The sequence below is a fragment of the Streptantibioticus parmotrematis genome, from assembly GCF_019890615.1.
In the GTDB taxonomy this organism is placed as follows: domain Bacteria; phylum Actinomycetota; class Actinomycetes; order Streptomycetales; family Streptomycetaceae; genus Streptantibioticus_D; species Streptantibioticus_D parmotrematis.
This window is the reverse complement of sequence record NZ_JAINVZ010000026.1, coordinates 30,012-47,984: the sequence shown is the minus strand read 5'-3', so window position 1 is coordinate 47,984 and position 17,973 is coordinate 30,012. Positions and strand designations below refer to the sequence as shown.

Annotated in this window: 15 protein-coding genes and 1 pseudogene; 8 read left to right on the top strand and 8 right to left on the bottom strand. The window is 73.0% G+C overall.

The window, feature by feature from the left end:
* The first annotated feature begins 227 nt into the window (after nucleotides 1-227).
* Nucleotides 228-527: a WXG100 family type VII secretion target gene (locus K7472_RS27620; RefSeq protein ID WP_222981300.1), complete on the top strand. Its 300-nt coding sequence runs from the start codon at nucleotides 228-230 to the stop codon at nucleotides 525-527.
* A gap of 75 nt (nucleotides 528-602) precedes the next feature.
* Here K7472_RS27620 and K7472_RS27615 read toward each other — a convergent pair whose 3' ends face one another.
* The 5 genes from K7472_RS27615 to K7472_RS27595 form a co-directional block, all read right to left on the bottom strand.
* Nucleotides 603-2,207: a serine/threonine-protein kinase gene (locus K7472_RS27615; RefSeq protein ID WP_308014117.1), complete on the bottom strand. Its 1,605-nt coding sequence runs from the start codon at nucleotides 2,205-2,207 to the stop codon at nucleotides 603-605.
* Between the two features lie 203 nt (nucleotides 2,208-2,410).
* Nucleotides 2,411-4,828, bottom strand: coding sequence for a transglutaminase TgpA family protein (locus tag K7472_RS27610; protein WP_222981298.1), 2,418 nt, complete (start codon nucleotides 4,826-4,828; stop codon nucleotides 2,411-2,413).
* Nucleotides 4,825-5,979: a DUF58 domain-containing protein gene (locus K7472_RS27605; RefSeq protein WP_222981297.1), complete on the bottom strand. Its 1,155-nt coding sequence runs from the start codon at nucleotides 5,977-5,979 to the stop codon at nucleotides 4,825-4,827. Before K7472_RS27605 ends, K7472_RS27610 begins: the two co-directional genes overlap by 4 nt.
* Complete coding sequence (locus K7472_RS27600) at nucleotides 5,979-6,977, bottom strand: AAA family ATPase (RefSeq protein WP_222981296.1); 999 nt, start codon at nucleotides 6,975-6,977, stop codon at nucleotides 5,979-5,981. The genes K7472_RS27605 and K7472_RS27600 overlap by 1 nt, the downstream gene beginning before the upstream one ends.
* A 46-nt stretch (nucleotides 6,978-7,023) precedes the next feature.
* Nucleotides 7,024-9,288 (bottom strand): NHL repeat-containing protein, encoded by a 2,265-nt coding sequence (locus K7472_RS27595; protein ID WP_222981295.1) that lies wholly within the window; start codon nucleotides 9,286-9,288, stop codon nucleotides 7,024-7,026.
* A gap of 223 nt (nucleotides 9,289-9,511) precedes the next feature.
* Here K7472_RS27595 and mqnC point away from each other — a divergent pair, with 223 nt between their 5' ends.
* The 4 genes from mqnC (at nucleotide 9,512) to K7472_RS27575 (ending at nucleotide 13,395) form a co-directional block, all read left to right on the top strand.
* Entirely contained in the window at nucleotides 9,512-10,711 is a 1,200-nt protein-coding gene (mqnC, locus tag K7472_RS27590; RefSeq protein WP_222981327.1) for a cyclic dehypoxanthinyl futalosine synthase, read from the top strand.
* 6 nt (nucleotides 10,712-10,717) lie between these two features.
* Nucleotides 10,718-11,164 carry an imidazolonepropionase-like domain-containing protein gene (locus tag K7472_RS27585; protein ID WP_222981294.1) on the top strand — a complete coding sequence of 149 codons (447 nt, stop codon included), beginning with the start codon at nucleotides 10,718-10,720 and terminating at the stop codon, nucleotides 11,162-11,164.
* Nucleotides 11,165-11,254: 90 nt separating this feature from the next.
* Nucleotides 11,255-11,947 (top strand): demethylmenaquinone methyltransferase, encoded by a 693-nt coding sequence (locus tag K7472_RS27580; protein WP_222981293.1) that lies wholly within the window; start codon nucleotides 11,255-11,257, stop codon nucleotides 11,945-11,947.
* 158 nt (nucleotides 11,948-12,105) lie between these two features.
* Entirely contained in the window at nucleotides 12,106-13,395 is a 1,290-nt protein-coding gene (locus tag K7472_RS27575) for a geranylgeranyl reductase family protein (protein WP_222981292.1), read from the top strand.
* 28 nt (nucleotides 13,396-13,423) lie between these two features.
* Here the strand turns inward: K7472_RS27575 and K7472_RS27570 are convergent, their stop codons facing one another.
* From K7472_RS27570 to K7472_RS27560, 3 genes are all read right to left on the bottom strand, one after another.
* The gene (locus tag K7472_RS27570; protein ID WP_222981291.1) at nucleotides 13,424-13,783 is read right to left on the bottom strand and encodes an ASCH domain-containing protein; all 360 of its coding nucleotides are present in this window, start codon (nucleotides 13,781-13,783) and stop codon (nucleotides 13,424-13,426) included.
* Nucleotides 13,780-14,895 carry a hypothetical protein gene (locus K7472_RS27565; RefSeq protein WP_222981290.1) on the bottom strand — a complete coding sequence of 372 codons (1,116 nt, stop codon included), beginning with the start codon at nucleotides 14,893-14,895 and terminating at the stop codon, nucleotides 13,780-13,782. The genes K7472_RS27570 and K7472_RS27565 overlap by 4 nt, the downstream gene beginning before the upstream one ends.
* A gap of 107 nt (nucleotides 14,896-15,002) precedes the next feature.
* A complete protein-coding gene (locus K7472_RS27560) occupies nucleotides 15,003-15,443 on the bottom strand; it encodes an ATP-binding protein (protein ID WP_222981289.1) in 441 nt (146 codons plus the stop codon).
* Between the two features lie 154 nt (nucleotides 15,444-15,597).
* On the opposite strand from K7472_RS27560, the pseudogene K7472_RS33875 reads away from it, so the two are divergent.
* From K7472_RS33875 to K7472_RS27550, 3 genes and pseudogenes are all read left to right on the top strand, one after another.
* Nucleotides 15,598-15,783, top strand: a pseudogene (locus K7472_RS33875) (transcriptional regulator); the annotation flags it as partial.
* On the top strand, nucleotides 15,693-16,946 hold the full coding sequence (locus tag K7472_RS27555; RefSeq protein WP_504740139.1) for an NsdA family TPR-like regulatory protein: 1,254 nt from the start codon (nucleotides 15,693-15,695) through the stop codon (nucleotides 16,944-16,946). The pseudogene K7472_RS33875 and the gene K7472_RS27555, both read left to right, overlap by 91 nt.
* 304 nt (nucleotides 16,947-17,250) lie before the next feature.
* Entirely contained in the window at nucleotides 17,251-17,940 is a 690-nt protein-coding gene (locus K7472_RS27550) for a DUF4232 domain-containing protein (RefSeq protein ID WP_222981288.1), read from the top strand.
* Nucleotides 17,941-17,973 lie beyond the last annotated feature (33 nt).

Genomic DNA, 17,973 nt, shown 5'->3' with positions numbered 1-17,973 from the left:
ACGGCCACCATGATGCCTCAGGCCCGCGACGGCCTCCCAGGCGCCGGGTACCGGGCCGGGTGTGGGAACGGTGAAGGCGGTGCGGAACGCGGTGAAACCTCGCGCCGGGTCTCCCACTTGCGGGAACGGGGGATGCGACGCCCGCGTCCCCACCCGTAAGCTGAACGACCGTTGTACCAGGGAGCCACGGGGGTCGGCCCTGAGGCGTGCTCGAAAGGTAAGCCGATATGGCTGCGAACGTTAACGTCACGTACCAGGACATGAAGGACGCGGCGACCAAGCTGCGCACGGGTCAGCACGACATCACCCAGAAGCTGCACGACCTGCAGAAGTACGTCAACCAGCTGGTCAACGCCGGTTACGTCACCGACCGCTCGTCGAAGCAGTTCGAGCAGTCGTACACCGAGTTCAACAACGGTGCGACCAAGACCATCGAGGGCATCGACGGCATGGCCAAGTTCCTGGAGCAGGCCGCGCAGACCTTCCAGCAGGCGGACGAGCAGCTCGCCAAGGGCATCGGCCACTGACCCGGTCGTACGCGCCGACGCGCCGCCGCCGGTCCCTCGGGGGATCGCGGCGGCGCGTCGCCGTTTACGGGGGTGTCAGCCCGTCGTCGTGCGGCACACCTGCGCCGCCGGGGCGTACTGCACCTGCCCGTTGGTGAGTTCCACGATGGACACCACCGTGTAGCACACACCCTGCTTGAGCGAGGCGGGGTCGGTGAAGACCACCTCGGAGTCGGTCTTCGACCCGGCCGGTTTGAGCGCGACCTGCTTGCCGTCCGCCGAGGCCTGCACGTAGTAACCGGCCACCGTGGCGGGCTGCTGCGGCTGCTTCCAGGAGACCTGCACGCTGCCGTCGGCCGCCGCCACCGAGACGCCGCGCGGCATCAGCGCCGCCACCTTGTCCTGCGGGACCTGCTGGGCCTGCGGGTTGCCCTGGGTGCCCGCGGCCGGCGCGGAGGCCGAGCCGGACGGGCCGCCGTGCGCCTGCGTCTTCTTCCCGCCGTGGTGCAGCACCAGCGTCATCGCCGTCGCCGCGCCCGCGAAGACCACCAGGGCCGCCGCCGACGCCATGATCCGGCGCCGGGAGCGCCGCTTGAGCTCCGCCTCCGCCTCGGCGCCGATGCGTTCGGCCTCCGCCTGCTCCTCCGGCGTGACGTCGTCGGCCGGGTCCCAGCCGGGCAGCATCGCCTCCGGCGCGGGCTCCGGGTCCTGGTCGGGCACCCGGCTCGCGTAGGCGGGCGGCAGCAGCAGCCGCAGCACCCGGTGCACCTCGGTGAGCGGCGGCCGCCCCTCGGGGTTGACCGACATCATCCGGCGCACCAGGTCGAACAGCTGCGGGGGCACGTCCATCCGGTGGGGGTGCGGCAACTCCCCGCGCAGCACCTCGTTGTAGAGCGCCGACCAGCTGGTGCTGCCCGCTTCCGCGTACGCGGGCAGGCCGTTGAGCAACGCGTACAGCGTCGCCCCCAGGCTGTAGACGTCCGCCGACGGGCCGGGCTTCTCCCAGCCGAACAGCTCGCGCGAGGCGTACATCGGGTCGAAGACCGCGCCGAGTTCGGGCGCCGAGCGCTGGAGCACCCGGCCCACCCCGTGGTCGGCGAGCAGCGCGTCGCCCGCGTCGTCGAACAGCACGTTGGCCGGGCGCACGTCCAGGTGCAGTACGCCGCGCCGGTGCGCGCAGGCCAGCGACAGCGCGGCGCGGATGCCGATGACGACGACCTCGTCGACCGGGAAGGTGCCGGAGTTGGCCAGCTTGGCCTGCGCGTTGCCGCCCCGGCAGAACCGCTCGACCAGATACGGGTGGTTGTCCTGGGTGAAGCCCGCGTCGTCCACCAGCACCGAGCAGGAGTGCTTGGCCGCCGCGCCCGCCGACAGCAGTTCCGAGTGCGCCGCGAGGCGGGCGCCCTCGTCGTCCACGGTCAGGTGCAGCAGCTTGACGGCGACCTCCTGCCCGGTCTCCTCCTCGCGGCACAGCAGCACCGTGCTGTGGCGGCCGGTGCCGATCCGGCGCAGCAACCGGTAGCCCTGCGGCAGCCGTCCGCCCATCGCGTCGGCCTCCGCGGCGATCCCGCTGTACGAGCCGCCGCCCGAGGAACCGGTCCCCGGCTGCGCCTGCTCCGCCCACGCGCCGCCCGCGCCGTAACTGTCGAGGCTGCCGGCGCCGCCCGCGTCCTTGTGGCCCCATCCCGGCGTCCGGTCCACTGACCCTCCCGTGCCCTGCGTTCTCCCGTTTCCGCGGCGTGTCGCACCCGCGGCGCAGCCCAACGTATCGCGCCCGCCGGACCCCGCACCGCCCGCGCATCCCGCTCGTCCCCCTTCGGTACGGGATCGGAATCCGGCTCCGGTACGGGACCGGAATCCGGCGGCCGTCGCGGGCGAACCGGGGACGTGCCGGCGGCGGCCCGCTAGCGGCACCCGAGCAGGGCCGACGGGCGCAGCGCGCGCCGCAGCCGCTCCCGGCGCGGACGGCTGCGGACCACCACGCGCTCGACCGCGTCGCAGTGCCGCCAGGCGGCGTCCGCGGCGGCGGCGTCCGGCGCCCGGCCCGCGTAGCCGACCTGGTTGACCAGCTCCGCCAGCGCCGGAAGGTGCTCGCCCGCGGCACCGCCGACGCGTTCCGCGCCGAACGCGGCGACCTCGGCGGCGGTGTGGGCGCCGGTCGCGGGCAGCCCGATCTCGGTGAGCCGGTCCACGATCTGCTGCCAGGCGCCCAGCACCCGCCGCCCCGGATCGGGTTCGCCGCGCCGCCGCGCCCGCCTGCGCCACGGCACCCACGCGGCACGCAGCAGGTAGCAGACGGCCAGCGCGAACACCGCGAGCGGCGCGTAGAGCCACGGCGGCGGACCGCCCGCGCGGCCGGACGCGGCGGCCTGTCCGCCGACGCCGTCCTTGCGCGGCGGGGTCGCCGAGCGCGGCTGCTGGGTGATCTTCTGGTCGACCTGCTGACGCTGCTTCGGCTGCCCGGCGGGCGCCACCGACGCGCCGTGCGCGGAGGCCGCGTCGGGCGTCGGGTAGAACGGCACCCAGCCGATGCCCTGGAACTCCACCTCCGGCCAGGCCAGCACGTCCTGCCCGCGCACCTGGTACGTGCCGCCGCCGACCGGCACGCCCTGCCGGAAGCCGACGACCACCCGGGAGGGCAGGTCGAGGGTGCGCGCCATCACCGCGAACGCGGCGGCGAACTGCTCGCTGGTGCCGCGCTTGCCGCTGGTGAGGAAGAACTCCAGCTGGCGGTAGCTGTGCCCGGGCAGCGCGGTCGGGTCGAAGTGGTAGGTGTCGCGCAGCCAGTCGGCCAGCTTGACGGCCTGCTCGTACGGGAAGGTGGCGCCCGCGGTGGCCTGCGCGGCGGTCCTGGTGAACGTGGACACCGCCTCGATCGGCTGCCCGGCGGCGTCGGTGCGCGGCAGTTCGGTCATCGCCGGGTCGGCGGCGGCGGGCGCGTACTGCAGGCGGCTCGCGTCGTAGACCGGGACCTCGCTGGTCGCGGTGTAGCGGTAGCCCGCGCGCACCGACGCGTCGTCCGGGCCCAGCGCGCTGCCGCCCACCGCGAGCGTCCCGGAGGCCGGGTCCACCGCGAGGTCGGCGGAGGCGGGCGCGCTCACCCGGATGGGCCGGTCGGCGGCGGGCAGCCAGATCCCGGGCAGCGACTGCACGGTGAACTGCTGCACCACCTTCTGGGTGCCGCCCGGGTCGACGCCGGGCTGCGACGGCACCCGGCCGCCGGTGCGCTCCAGCCGGGCGTCGCTGGACCAGGTGACGCCGTCGTACGAGTCGAGCACCGCGAGGCGGTAGTTCTGCCCGCCGTCGCCGCCGCTCGTACGCACCGTGAACACCGGCTGCGTCCCGGCGCGCATCCAGGCCGCCACCTCGTCCAGCGGGCTGACCGACATCGGCTGCCGCATCGGCGGGGTCACCGTGTGCCGGGGATCGTGGGGCGCGCCGATGCCCGGCAGGTACGGGCCGACCGCGCCCGCGACGACGGCGAGCGCCGCGACGGTCGGCAGCCCGACCGCCAGCGAACGCCACGACGGCGCCACCCGGCCCCGGGTCAGCGCGACCAGCCCGGCGCAGGCGGCGAGCGCTCCCGCCAGTACGAGCCCGGGGCCCGGGCCGTCCACGCCGAACATCACGGGCACGCCGAACGCGACCACCCCCGGCAGCGCGGGCAGCAGCGGCCCCTTCGTGCGCAACGCCAGCTCTGCGGTGGCGAACGACGCCAGCCACAGCACCGCGTGCGGCAGCACCAGCAGCGCGGGCGTGCCGGGGACGGGGAGGATCGTGGTGAGGACGGCGTGCGGCGCGTCCAGCAGCGCCGACCACGCGTCGCTCATCGCCGCGGGGGTCGGCAGGCCGCCGCCGCCGTGCCGGAACAGCGTGGCGCAGACGGCCACCAGCCAGCCGACGACGGTCAGCAGCACCGAAGGCCACAGCGCGTTCAGCGTCGCGCGGCGGCGCGAGAGCGCCCCGGACAGCAGCACCGACAGCGCCATCGGCGCGAGCACCGCGACCGCGGCCACCGGCGCCAGTTGAGCGGCCGGGTAGACCCGCAGGAAGCCGCACGCGGAGACGCCCAGGAGCAGCACCAGCGGCAGCAACGAGACCAGCAGTCGGCGGCGGCGCGGGACCCGGGCGTGCGGGGTGCCGGTCCCCGGCGAGGTGGTGCCGTGCGGCCCGGTGGGACCGGGGGCGTGCGGGTCCGGGGCGGTGGCCGGGGCGGGCGCCGCCCACTCCCAGTCGTTCCCGGCGGCGGGCGCGGGCCGCACCCGCGCCGGACGGGTCCCGGTGGCCGTTCCGGTGCCCGCTCCCGGGCCGACGCCGCTCATCGCACGGCCTCCCAACGCCAGTTCGCCACGAGCGCGTTGAGCGAGTCGATGGGCAACTGCGGTACGTCGGACGCCACTTCGCGTACGCCGGGCGCCTGCGCGTCGCCGCCCACCCGCAGCAGCGTCACCCGGTCGAACCGCCGCCGCACCCGGCCCAGCGCCGCCAGGCCCTCGGTGTCGCCGGTGCCGGTCACCACGATCAGCGAGCCGCCGCCGCGATGGTTCTCCAGGCCGTCGAAGGCCGCCGCGGCCGAGCGCTCCGCCGAGCCGGTCACCAGCGCCAGCCGGTCGAGCAGCGCCTCCGCGTCCTGCCCCGAGCCGTCCGCGCGCAGCAACAGGCCGCCCGCGCCGCGCAGTTCGACGGGGAAGTTGGAGCGGGCCGCCGCGTGGCCGATGGACGCGGCGCAGTCCACCGCGAGTTCGAAGTCGTCGTCCCGCCCGTACGCGACCGGCCGGGTGTCGAGCACCAGCGTGGTGTGCGGCAGCGAGACGTCCACCATCTGACGCACCATCAGCGTCCCGGTGCGCGCGGAGGACCGCCAGTGCACCCGGCGCAGGTCGTCGCCGAGCACGTACTCGCGCAGCACGTGGAAGGTCAGCGAACCGTCGTCGGCGGTGTCCGAGGTCGGGCCCTCCATGTGGTGCGCGGTGCCGGACGGCAGCACCGGCAGCACGCACACCTTCGGCCGCACCACGAACGCGTCCGCCTCCCCGTACGCCACCGTCCGCCGCGACAGGCCCAGCGGGTCGGTGCGCTCGAGTCCCAGCGGCCCCACGGCGATCCGGCCGCGCCGCGCGGTCGGCAGCGGGTAGCGCGCGTCGTACGCCCCGCCCGGCCGCAGCACCGGCACCGCAAGGCTCAGCGCCTCGCCGCCGCACACGTCGGTGGCCCGCAGACCGCGCCGGGTGCGCGTCCCCGCGTTGGCCAGCGTCACCACGCCCTCCGCGTACTCGCCCCGCGCCACCTTGCGCGGCGCGATCCGGCGCGTCGCCTCCAGACGCGGCCGCGGCAGCGTCCACACCACGGCCACCGCCACCGCGAGCAGCCCCGCGATCCCCAGCGCCGCCGCCTCGCGGTAACCGAGCACGTAACCCAGCGCGGTCAGCACCGCACCGGCGACCGCCACGCCCCACCCGGTCGGCGTGAGCATCACACCCGGGCCCCGCCCGCGTGCGGCACCGGCACGGTGGCCAGCACCTGCGCCACCACGTCCGCGCCGGTGCGGCCGCTCAACTCGGCCTCCGGAGTGAGGATCAGGCGGTGCGCCAGCACCGGTTCGGCCAGCGCCTTGACGTCCTCCGGCAGCGCGTACGGCCGCCCCTGCGAGGCGGCCCGCACGCGGACCGCGCGGGCCAGCGCGACGCTGCCGCGCGGCGAGGCGCCCAGCCGCACGTCGGGCAGCTCGCGCGTCGCGGCGGTGATCCGCACGATGTAGTCGTAGAGCTGCTCGGCGACCTGGATCTGCTGCGCGACCTGGATGAACTCCGCGATGTGGTGCGCGGAGGCGATCGTGGACAGCGACTCGGGAGTCGCGCCCGCCGCCGAGCCGTTGAGTACGGCGACCTCCGAGGCGTGGTCCGGGTACCCCACGGTGACGCGCATCAGGAAGCGGTCGAGCTGCGCCTCGGGCAACGGGTACGTGCCGCCCATGTCCACGGAGTTCTGCGTGGCCAGCACCATGAACGGACGCGGCACCGGGTGCGTCCTGCCGTCGGCGGTGACCCGCCGCTCCTCCATGACCTCCAGCATCGCGGACTGGGTCTTGGGCGAGGCGCGGTTGATCTCGTCGCCCAGCACGACGTTGGCGAAGACCGGGCCGGGCAGGAAGTCGAACGTGCCGGTGTTCTGACGGTAGACCGTCACTCCCGTGATGTCCGAGGGCAGCAGGTCGGGCGTGAACTGCACGCGGGCGAACTCCGCCTCCAGGGAGGCGGCCAGACACCGGGCGAGCGTCGTCTTGCCGGTCCCCGGCACGTCCTCGACCAGCAGGTGGCCTTCGGCGAACAGGCAGGTCAACGCCAGCTCGACGGTGGGCCGTTTGCCCTTCACGACGCGCTCGACGTTGTCGGCGAGGGCGTGGAAGCACTGGGCGAACAGCGAGACGGCGTCGTTCGGCCCGGAGGCGGGGTGCTGCGCGGGGACGGTCATCGGGCGCTCGCTCGGGGGGAGTTGAGGACAGGGACGCGGTGGACGGTCAGGTGCATTGCCACACGCCCTTGTCGCGGGCGTCGAGGTAGATGTCGGAGATGTAGCCGGAGTAGCTCTTGTACGTGACCTTGGACCACTCGGCCGAGGTCACGCCGTCCTGGCTGACGGACTGGCCCTGGACCAGGCACTCCACGGTGACGTGCGGCTGCGTCTCACCGGGGATGTCGTAGACGTGCTGGTTGCCCGCGGTGGTCGGGCCCGGGCGGATCACCACAGGTTGGGTGTTCGAGCTGTTGTGGATGATCGCGATCGACTGCGTCGGCGGCGTCAGGTTGATCGTCGCGCTGCCCGCCTGCGACCCCGCGCCGTTGCGGGCCGTCACTGTCACGGAATACGTCCGGCCGTTGGTCAGCCCCCGCACATTGTGCGTGAGACCGCTCGTCGTGGCCGTCGCGCCCGCGCCGGAGACCGTGTACGTCATCCCGCTTCCGGACGACGTCCAGCTCAGGTCCGCGCCGTGGCCGCCCTGCGGCACCGACACGCTGACCGTCGGCGCGGTCGGGACCGTGCACGGCTGCGCGGGCGCCGACGGCTGCGACGCCTTGTCCGGGGCGCCGCCCGCGTAGTGGGCGACCACCGTGAACGTGTACTGGCTCCCGCACTTCCCGCCGCGCACCTCGAACGTGAACGGGCCGCCAGGGCCCACCGTGTCGGGCGTGACGGTGGCGCCCGCGGGGGCGCCGCCGAGCGTGTAGTCCTTCGGCGTCGTGCCCGAGGCCGCCGCGAACGTCACGGTGATCGTGCCCGCGCCGGACTGGACCTGCGGCGTGCCCGGGGCCATCGGCTCCGGGCAGCCCGCCTGCCAGTCCGTGCCGCAATTGCGCGACGGACTCGGCTTGGGCTTCGGGGTGGGCGTGGGCGTCGACGGCACGGTGTGGACCGGCCCCGGCGGCGGGCCTGACGGCGCGCGGTGTCGGGTGGGCCCGGCGGGCACGGAGGTGTGGACCGGCGCGGTCGGCACGGTGTCGACGACCGGGTCGTGCTCGCGCGGCTGCCGGTGCGTCGGCACGTCGTCCGCGTACTTGCCGATGCGGTGCGCCTGCCCGTCCGCGTTGATCACCGCGGCGGTGGCGTTGTTCTCGTCGTTGGCCCACAACAGGCCGTCGCGCACGAAGACGTTGAGGGTGCCGGGCGTGCCGGTGACGGTGTACGTGGGGTCGAACGCGGCGGTGGCCGTGTCGTAGACCACCAGCCTGCCGGTGGAGTCGTCGGGGATGTAGACCTTGCCGCCCAGTGCCTGCGGCGCGCCCAGTCGGTCGCCGCCGGTCGGCACCTTGACGTCGGTCTGCCCGCCGGTGTCGGTGCGGACCAGCGCCATCGTGCTGTCGTCGGTGTTCAGGACCGGGACGACGGCGTCGTCGGTCTGGTCGGGAACGAGGACGCCGGAGGTGCCGGAGGCGGCGATGCCGGGGAGGTTGAACGACTCCTGCGTGCCGGTCGCCGACAGCGTCTTCAGGACACCGGCGGTGGTGTCGGTCACCACGGGCTGCCCGCCCGCGAGGGTGAGGACGAGGTTGTCGCCGGGCTTGCCGACGGTGACGGCCGGGCTGCGGGTGTCGCCGGTCACCGGGACGACCTGGCCGCGCGAGGGCACCGGTATCCACAGCGTGCCGCGCGGGTCCACCTCGGCGGTGCCCAGCGGCGCGCCCAGGTCCAGCTTGGGCCCGAGCGGCGTGGTGAGCACCGGATCGATGCGCTGGACGGTGCCGTGCGCGGGGTCGGCCAGGTAGGAGACCGCGCCGCCGGAGACCAGTTGCAGTCCGGCCGCGCCGTACTCGGTGGACTGCTCGGCGGTCAGCTGCGCCGGGTCGAGCCGCACCACCTTGCCGGTGCGGGTGTCGAGGACCAGGACCGTCTTGCCGTCCTGCGAGATCTGCACCGGGTCGCCCGCCATCCCGGGCAGCGTGACCTTGCCGTCCACCTGGCCGGTCAGGCCGTTGGCGTGGGCGGCCTCGCCCTTGTGCGAACTGCCCAGCCACGCGCCCACGTCGGCCAGCCTCGGCAGCGCTCCCGCGGCGCCCACTCCGACCGCGACGGAGGTGCCCACCAGCGCGCCGACCGCGCCGACGGCCACGTAGCCGGTCGTGCGGTTGCGGGTCGGGCGGACGGCGGCCCAGACCGCGCGGGCGGCCCGGCGCAGCGCCTCGGCTCTCCCGGCCGGCCCGGTACGGGCGCCGGCCGCCGCCTCCGGGCGCTCCCGCAGGTCGCGCAGCCGCAGTCCGGGCCGCGGCCCGCCGCCAGTCTCCGACATCCCGGCTCCCCCAGTAGCTTCGCGCGCGCTTGCCGGTCAAGAGGGTAGCCGGACGATTTGGGGGTGTCACGGGCGTACCCGCGCCGCAGCGAGGGGACCGGGAGCGCCCCGCGAGGGGTCCGCGCCAGCCCGCCGCGCGGACAAAACGGGCCAGAACGGCGCCGGATGCGACCCGGTAGGCTGAGACGGTCCGTCAACGCAACCCCGGAGGGACGACGACGTGGTGACCTCGGAGGCCGACCTCAAGTCCGTGCTCGACCGTGCCGCCGCCGGGGGCCGGGTCACCCCGGAAGAAGCCCTCGACCTGTACCGCGGTGCGCCGCTGCACGCGCTGGGCGCCGCGGCCGACGCGATCCGCCGCCGCCGCTACGCGGGCACCGAGCACATTGCCACGTACATCATCGAGCGGAACATCAACTACACCAACGTCTGCGTGACGGCGTGCAAGTTCTGCGCGTTCTACGCGGCGCCGAAGGACACCGCCAAGGGCTGGACCCGCGACCTCGACGACATCCTGCGCCGCTGCGCGGAGACCGTGGAGCTGGGCGGCACCCAGATCATGTTCCAGGGCGGCCACCACCCGGACTACGGCGTCGAGTACTACGAGGAGCACTTCTCCGCCATCAAGAAGGCGTTCCCGCAGCTGGTCATCCACTCCCTCGGCGCCTCCGAGGTCGAGCACATGGCCCGCATCTCCGGCGTCTCCGTCGAGGACGCCATCCGCCGCATCCACGCCGCGGGCCTCGACTCCTTCGCCGGTGCCGGCGCCGAACTGCTGCCGGAGCGCCCGCGCAAGGCGATCGCCCCGCTCAAGGAGTCCGGGGAGCGCTGGCTGGAGATCATGGAGACCGCGCACAACCTGGGCGTGGAGTCCACCTCCACGATGCTGATGGGCACCGGCGAGACCAACGCCGAGCGCATCGAGCACCTGCGCATGATCCGCGACGTCCAGGACCGCACGGGCGGCTTCCGCGCGTTCATCCCGTACACCTACCAGCCGGAGAACAACCACCTGAAGGGCATGACGCAGGCCACGCTCTTCGAGTACCTGCGCATGATCGCCATCGCCCGGATCTTCCTGGACAACGTGGCGCACATCCAGGGTTCGTGGCTGACCACCGGCAAGGAGGTCGGCCAGCTGTCGCTGCACTACGGCGCCGACGACCTGGGCTCGGTGATGCTGGAGGAGAACGTGGTCTCCTCGGCCGGGGCCAAGCACCGCTCCAACCGCATGGAGCTGATCCACCTGATCCGCTCGGCGGGCCGCGTCCCCGCGCAGCGCGCGACCACGTACGAACACCTCGTCGTCCACGACGACCCGGCGAACGACCCGGTCAACGACCATGTGGTGTCGCACCTTTCGTCCACGGCGATCGAGGGGGGCACGGCGCATCCCGAGCTGAAGCTCATCGACGCGTCGTAGTCCCCGGTGCTGACGATTCACACCGCGCCGCTGCTGCGGACGCGTTGGGACGGCGCGCCCGTGCCGGAGGGCGCCGTGGTGGTGTCCGGCGACCGGATCGAGGCGGTCGGCACCCTGGACGAGGCCGTCGGGCGCTTCCCGGCCGCCCGCGTGCGGCGCTGGCCCGGCACGCTCGGGCCCGCCCTGGTGCACGACGGACCGTTGCCGGACGCGCCCAGTCCGCGGGAGCGGGTGTACGCGGTGATGCGGACGGGCGCGGCGGCCGTCGTCGCCCGCCACGTCAGCGAGCCCGCGCTGCGGGACGCCGCGCGGCGCAGCGGGCTCAGGGTGCTCGACGCCGCCGGGACGCCCGCGCTGGCCCCCGGCGCCCGTGCGGACCTGACGGTCCTCGGGGACACGGGGGAGTGCCTGGCGACCGTGCTGGCGGGGCGGGTGCTGCACCGCAGACGCTGAGGGCGCGGGCCCGGGCCGGTGTACGCGGTGCGGGGCCGGGCGCCCGGGGCGGTTCGCGGAGGGCCGTCGCGCGCTGCCTATGCTGGGGGCGTGACCCGCGCCTTCCTGGACAAACAGCCGTCCGACGTCGCCTCGATGTTCGACGACGTCGCCGCCAAGTACGACCTCACCAACGACGTGCTGTCCCTGGGCCAGAGCAGGCTGTGGCGCAAGGCGGTCGCCCGCGCCGTGGACGCCCGCCCGGGCGACCGCGTGCTGGACCTGGCGGCCGGCACCGGCACCTCCTCGCTGCCCTTCGAACGCGCCGGGGCCCGCGTGGTGCCGTGCGACTTCTCCCTCGGCATGCTGGGCGAGGGCAAGCGGCGCCACCCCCGACTGCCGTTCACCGCGGGCGACGCGACCCGGCTGCCGTTCGCGGACGACGTCTTCGACACGGTCACCATCTCCTTCGGCCTGCGCAACGTGCAGGACACCGAGGGCGCGCTGCGCGAGATGCTGCGGGTGACGCGGCCCGGCGGGCGGATCGTGGTCTGCGAGTTCAGCCACCCGACCTGGGCGCCGTTCCGCACCGTCTACACCGAGTACCTGATGCGCGCGCTACCCCCGGTCGCGACCGCCGTCAGCAGCAACCCGGACGCGTACGTCTACCTCGCCGACTCCATCCGCGCCTGGCCCGACCAGCCGGGCCTGGCCGCGCTGCTGGCCGAGTCGGGCTGGTCGCGGCCGGCCTGGCGCAACCTCACCGGCGGCATCGTCGCGCTGCACCGCGCCACGAAGGCCTGAGGGCGGTCCGCCCCGCGTGGCCGTGACGCCGCGCCCGGCCGTCCCCCTCGCCGCCCCGCCTGCCTAGACTCGTCGCGGACGGAAGCCCGGCCCGAGCGCCGCCGTCCCCACCCGTGCACATCCCCCGTAGATTCGCCCAGCGGACTGGAGACTGGACCGTGACAGAGCCGACCGTCGACACCGAGCGCACCGCCGACGTGATCGTGGTCGGAGCCGGTCCCGCCGGTTCGGCCACCGCCTACCACCTGGCCAAGTCCGGCCTGGACGTGCTGCTGCTGGAGAAGACCGCGTTCCCCCGCGAGAAGGTGTGCGGCGACGGGCTGACCCCGCGCGCGGTCAAGCAGCTGGTCGGCATGGGGATCGACATCTCCGAGGAGGCGGGCTGGCTGCGCAACAAGGGCCTGCGCATCATCGGCGGCGGGGCGCGGCTCGAACTCGACTGGCCGGAGCTGGCCACGTACCCGGACTACGGCCTGGTCCGCAAGCGGGACGACTTCGACCAGCAGCTGGCCCAGCAGGCGCAGAAGGCGGGCGCGCGGCTGTACGAGCGCTGCAACGTCGGCGCGCCGATCACCGACGCGCGCACCGGCCGGATCACCGGCGTCGAGGCGAAGCTCGGCGAGGAGAAGACCCCGGTCACCTTCCACGCCCCGCTGGTGGTCGCCGCCGACGGCAACTCCACCCGGCTGTCGCTCGGCATGGGCCTGCACCGGCGTGAGGACCGCCCGATGGGCGTCGCGGTGCGCACGTACTTCACCAGCCCGCGCCACGACGACGACTACCTGGAGTCCTGGCTGGAGCTGTGGGACCGGCGCGGCGCCCAGGACCGGCTGCTGCCCGGCTACGGCTGGATCTTCGGCATGGGCGACGGCACGTCCAACGTGGGGCTCGGCGTGCTCAACACCTCCGCCGACTTCAAGGAGCTGGACTGGCGGGAGATCCTCAAGGCGTGGTGCGCGTCCATGCCGGAGGACTGGGGCTACACCCCGGAGAACATGACCGGCCCGATCCGCGGCGCGGCCCTGCCGATGGCCTTCAACCGCCAGCCGCACTACACCCGCGGCCTGCTGCTGGTCGGCGACGCGGGCGGCCTGGTCAACCCGTTCAACGGCGAGGGCATCGCCTACGCGATGGAATCCGGCCAGATCGCCGCGGACGTCATCACCCAGGCGGCGGCCCGCGCGGGCGCGGCCCAGCGCGAGCTGGCCCTCCAGCGCTACCCGAAGGTCCTGAAGGACACGTACGGCGGCTACTACACGCTGGGCCGGGCGTTCGTGAAGCTGATCGGCAACCCGAAGATCATGAAGCTGGCCGCCCAGCGCGGCCTGACCCACCCGATGCTGATGCGTTTCACCCTGAAGCTCCTGGCGAACCTGACCGACCCGACGGGCGGCGACGCGATGGACCGCGTGATCAACGGCTTGTCCAAGGTCGCCCCGCGTTCGTGATGGCTCGGGCTGGTCGAGGGGCTGCCGGTCAGGGAGCGAGCAGTTCGATCCTGATCGCGAGGGCGCCGAGCGCTTCCTTCTCGGGCGGGTAGATGGCGCGGATGCTCGCGAGCTGTTCCTCGCGCGTGGCCGTCGGGTTGACGTTCGCCGCCCCCTCGCCGTCGAGCAGGGCCTCGAAGTCGGGATACCCGTTGACCCGCTTCACGAGCACGTCGCACGTCTCGTCGGTGCCCTTGACCCGGAAGCGGATGACGTCGCCTGCGGCGAGGTCGGCGAGGTGCGGGTACTTCACCCGCACCTCGGTCGTCTTCCGCCCGGCGGCGACCAGGTCGAAGTACCGCCGGTAGAGGTTGAGTTCGCGTACGTGAGCGGCAGCAGATTGCGTCATGGGGAGGGGATGCTCCTGGCTGCCGGACTGGTCATCATCCGGCGCAGTTCGCGGGCGGAGTACGAGCGGAAGAAGTGCCGGGGGTCGGAGAGCACGACCTCGGTCATGCCGAGGAGGCGCTCGACGTACTCGGACTGCGGCCCGGGCCACTCCCGTGTGTCGAGCATCCAGGAGGCCGCGCCGTCGGGCAAGGACCCCCGCCCTTCGCGGATCATCGACTTGGACAACTTGGCACCGGTGTCGCTGACGATCTGCGGGCAGAACAGGCGGGCGGGGAGCTGCCCGGGTGCCAGGCCGACTGCCTGAAGGGCACCGTCGACCAGGTGCGAGCCGAAGACCCAGTCGCTCCCCTTCACCATCACGTGCAGGGTGTCGTGCTCGTCGGCGACGGCGAGTTCCTTGACCAGGTTCCGGTACAGCGTCGCGAGGTCGAGGTACGCCTCGCCGTTCCGGTCGATGATGATCTCGTACTCGCCGTGGCACAGGCAGACGGCCGTGATCGTGGCACGGTCCGCGTCGGCGGCCTGTACGTGAGTGCGCTCGGCGTACTTCTCCGCCCACCCGCAGCCGGGCTGTGGGCACGGTACGCGGAGGTGCGCCACGCCCGTGGAGGGCGCGAGCCACCACCGAGCGGCGTCCATCCGCGGCAGGACACGCAGCCACGTCCGGCGGAAACGCTCACCGGCTTGCTGCTGGCTGTAGGTCTCGACGGCGTACGGGACACGTAACCGTTCGGACAGGGCGTCGAAGAGTGGGCGGTACAGCGTGTCGATCTGGTCGGCGATGACCTCCTGGCCGAGCGCGTGCGCATAGGTGCGCTGGTACCGGTGCCCGGTTCGCCGATCGTCGACGACAGCGTGGGGCGCGTTGTCGAGGGCGCCGAACCGGACCTCGGCCGGGACACCGAATGTGTCCCTCAGCCGGGCCGCCGTGGCGAACGTGAGGGACTGCACCAGGGAGGTCCCGATGTGCGGGGCCCCGTTGATCTGCGTCCCGACGACGAACACGATGCGTTCCGGCGCGGCGGCGAGGACTCGGGGCGTGAGCACGTCCTCGGCGTGGCTGAGCGCGTTCGCGAGGACCGTGTTCGGCGATACGGGGTATGCGGTCATCTTGTCTTCCCCCTCGGTGGATACGTGGGAGTCCGCGGCTGGTGCGGGGTGTGCTGCGGGTGGTCGGGCCCGTCCGCGGGTTGATCAGAGGCGTCGTCGGGCGAACGTCACGATGCCCCCACCTCCGCCCACACCGCTTTGCCGAACTGGGCCTCGACGACGCCCCATTCGCGGCACAGGGCGTCGAGAATGATCAGGCCGCGTCCTCGGTCGCGCTGCTGCGACTCGGGGCGTGGTCGAGGACGACGTCGCACCGGGTCTCGTACCTCCACGCGGGTGCGGGCGTCGTCGGTGTCGAGCGAGAGCTGTAATGAGTCGCCGGGGCCTGTTCCGTAACGGATCGAGTTGGTGACCATCTCGCATGCCACCAGGACGACTGTCTCGACATGGTCCTCGGAAGCGTCCGGCGCGTGGTGCCGGACGAACGCGCGCACGAACTCGCGTGTCAAGCTTGCCGACTTCGGCTCGCCCGCTAAGACCACCACGGACGGTGGAGCCTCAGCAGGCGTGCGGCGGGCGAGAATCGCGCCCCGTCGTCGTTCGATCATGCGTCTCCCCTTGTGCGCGGACGGGCTCCGGTCCGGGTCTTGACCGGATTGGTTCCTACGACCAGGCAACACGCGTGACGAGGGTCGGGGTACCGTCGTGAGGGGTGTCGGAGGGTGTCGCTTTCGCTACCCCACGTCGCGGGAGGGCTGGAGTATGAAGACGCCGAGCGACAAGCTCGCGCAGATGCTCGAACGGTCCAGGATGAGCCGGGGAGAGCTGGGTCGACGCGTGAAATCCAAGGCGCTTCGGTGGAACCAGCCGCACATCTCACCGGATGCGACCCGCGTGCGGTGCTGGCTCGAAGGCGATACGCCGCGAGCCCCCGTTCCCGACATCCTCGCCGACGTCTTCTCCGACCACTTCGGATTTCGGATCACAACGTACGATCTCGGGCTTGGCGACGGTGGCTCGGCCGATGCCGCGCTCGTGTACACCCTTCGTACGCGGCTACGGTGGAGGTGGTCGCAGACTTGGGGAGAGCTGACGTGGACCGACGAAAGTTCCTTGCAGCCGCGCCGTTTGCGGCCGTGGCTGGTGTAGGGCCCTCGCGGGACTGGTTGTTGAACACGCTCGACCAGCAACCGGTACCGGGGCCCCGGGTGCGTCTCGAGGACGTGTCCGCCGTCAAGAACATGTTCACGACTTTCCAGCGCATGGACATCTTCCAGGGCGGGGGGTCGGGCCGGCTCGCCCTGACCGAGTACATGACGCGGCACGTGTATCCGCTGCTCCGGCGTGCCCACAACGAGGGCGTTCGCCAGGCGTTGTGCGAGGCAGCGGCCGAACAGACCTACCTCCTGGGCTGGATGGCCTATGACAACGGCGAACAAGGCGTCGCACAGCGGTACTTGATCCAGTCGCTCAGGCTCGCCGAGGAGTCGAGGAACCCGGCGCTGGGTGCTCACGTGCTCGCGGGGATGGCCGACCAGGCGACGCTGCTCGGCGACCCCGCCGAGGGCCGCCGTCTCGCCCAGGCGGGACGGCAGGGGCTGTCGAGGACCGCCTCGCCGGCCTGCCTGGCCGACCTGTGGTGCCTGGAAGCGCGGGCACTCGCGCTGCTCGGTGACAAGTCGGCGGCCGCACAGGCGGTGGCGCGCTCCGAGCAGGCGTACGAGCGGGTCGACCTCGACAAGGAATCCGAGTGGGCGGCATTCATCGACCCCGCGTACCTGCACGGCGAGCACGCGAATACCTTCCGCGACCTGGGTGACGCGGAGGCGGCCGAGGAGCACGCGCGCCGTTCCATCGCCCATGCCAAGGCCCAGAAGCGGGCTCGTCGAGGGGCGATGTCACAGGCTGCCCTCGCGGTCTCCCACCTGCAACGGCGTGACCTCGATTCGGCGTACGCCGCCGGAGTCCGCACGCTGAGGCTGACGCGGCAGGTCAAGTCGTCCCGTGCCGTCGAGGCGGTGCAGGACCTGCGGCAGCGCATGCGGCCCTTCGGACGAAACCGACTCGTCGCCGACTTCGACGCCCAGGCCCGCGAACTGGTCGCCGCGTAGCCGCAACGAGGTCCGGCGCGCTCGCGACGGTGACTTGGTGCAAGCTTCTCGTGGCACCCGGTCGGCGCAACCGCAGTGGCGGAGTCGGACGATCTGTGTATCCCTGCCCTCATCACGTTCAGGACCGCGCTGCCCACGATCAACGGCGTCGAAGGTCGCACCCCGTTCCTGATTGTCGCAGGCCAGGCAGGGCCGTGTCATAGCTGCGTAACAGGACGTGACATCGGCGAATCTCCGGCGCAAGGTCGGAAAGACGAGGGAGTGAAGGCTTTTCCCCCACGGCTTTCCGTTAGGAGATTCGACGATGCGAACCAGGCCCGCACGACTGGCGATATCGGCCGCCGCGCTCGCCACGGCGGCCCTGTCCCTGACCGCGTGCTCCTCGGGCGGCTCGTCCACGGCCGCGTCCGGCAGCACGACGGCCTCCCAGAGCGCGTCAAGCTCCGGCTCGGGCACGACGGGGACCTCCTCGCAGCCGTCCACGTCGACCGGTACGACCTCCGGCGGCGTCAACGGGGGCGCGACCTCGTCCGGCACGTCCTCGCTGCGGACGCAAGCCGGCGGCACCTCCGGCATCGTGCCCTGCGCCACCAGCCAGCTCAAGGCCACCCAGCAGGACGCGAGCGTGGGCGCCGGCCAGTACTACTCGAAGGTCGTCTTCACCAACGTCTCCGGCACCACCTGCACACTCGACGGCTTCCCCGGCGTCTCGTACGTCAAGCAGGCGGGCGTGCAGTCCGGCAACGCCGCCCAGCGCAGCGGCGGCCCGGGCCACGTGGTCACCCTGAAGCCGCACGGCACCGCGAGCGCCGTCCTGCACGACGCGAACGGCATCGGTGGCTACGACCCGTCCCAGTGCCAGCTGTCGCAGGCGCAGGGCCTGCGCGTCTACCCGCCGAACCAGAAGGCGGCCCTGTTCATCCCGTGGAACACTCAGCACTGCGCCGGTCCCACCATCCACAGCCTGACCATCGGCCCGGTCCAGGCGGGTTGAGCCAACACGGCGGGACGTAAGGGGCGTTCACCC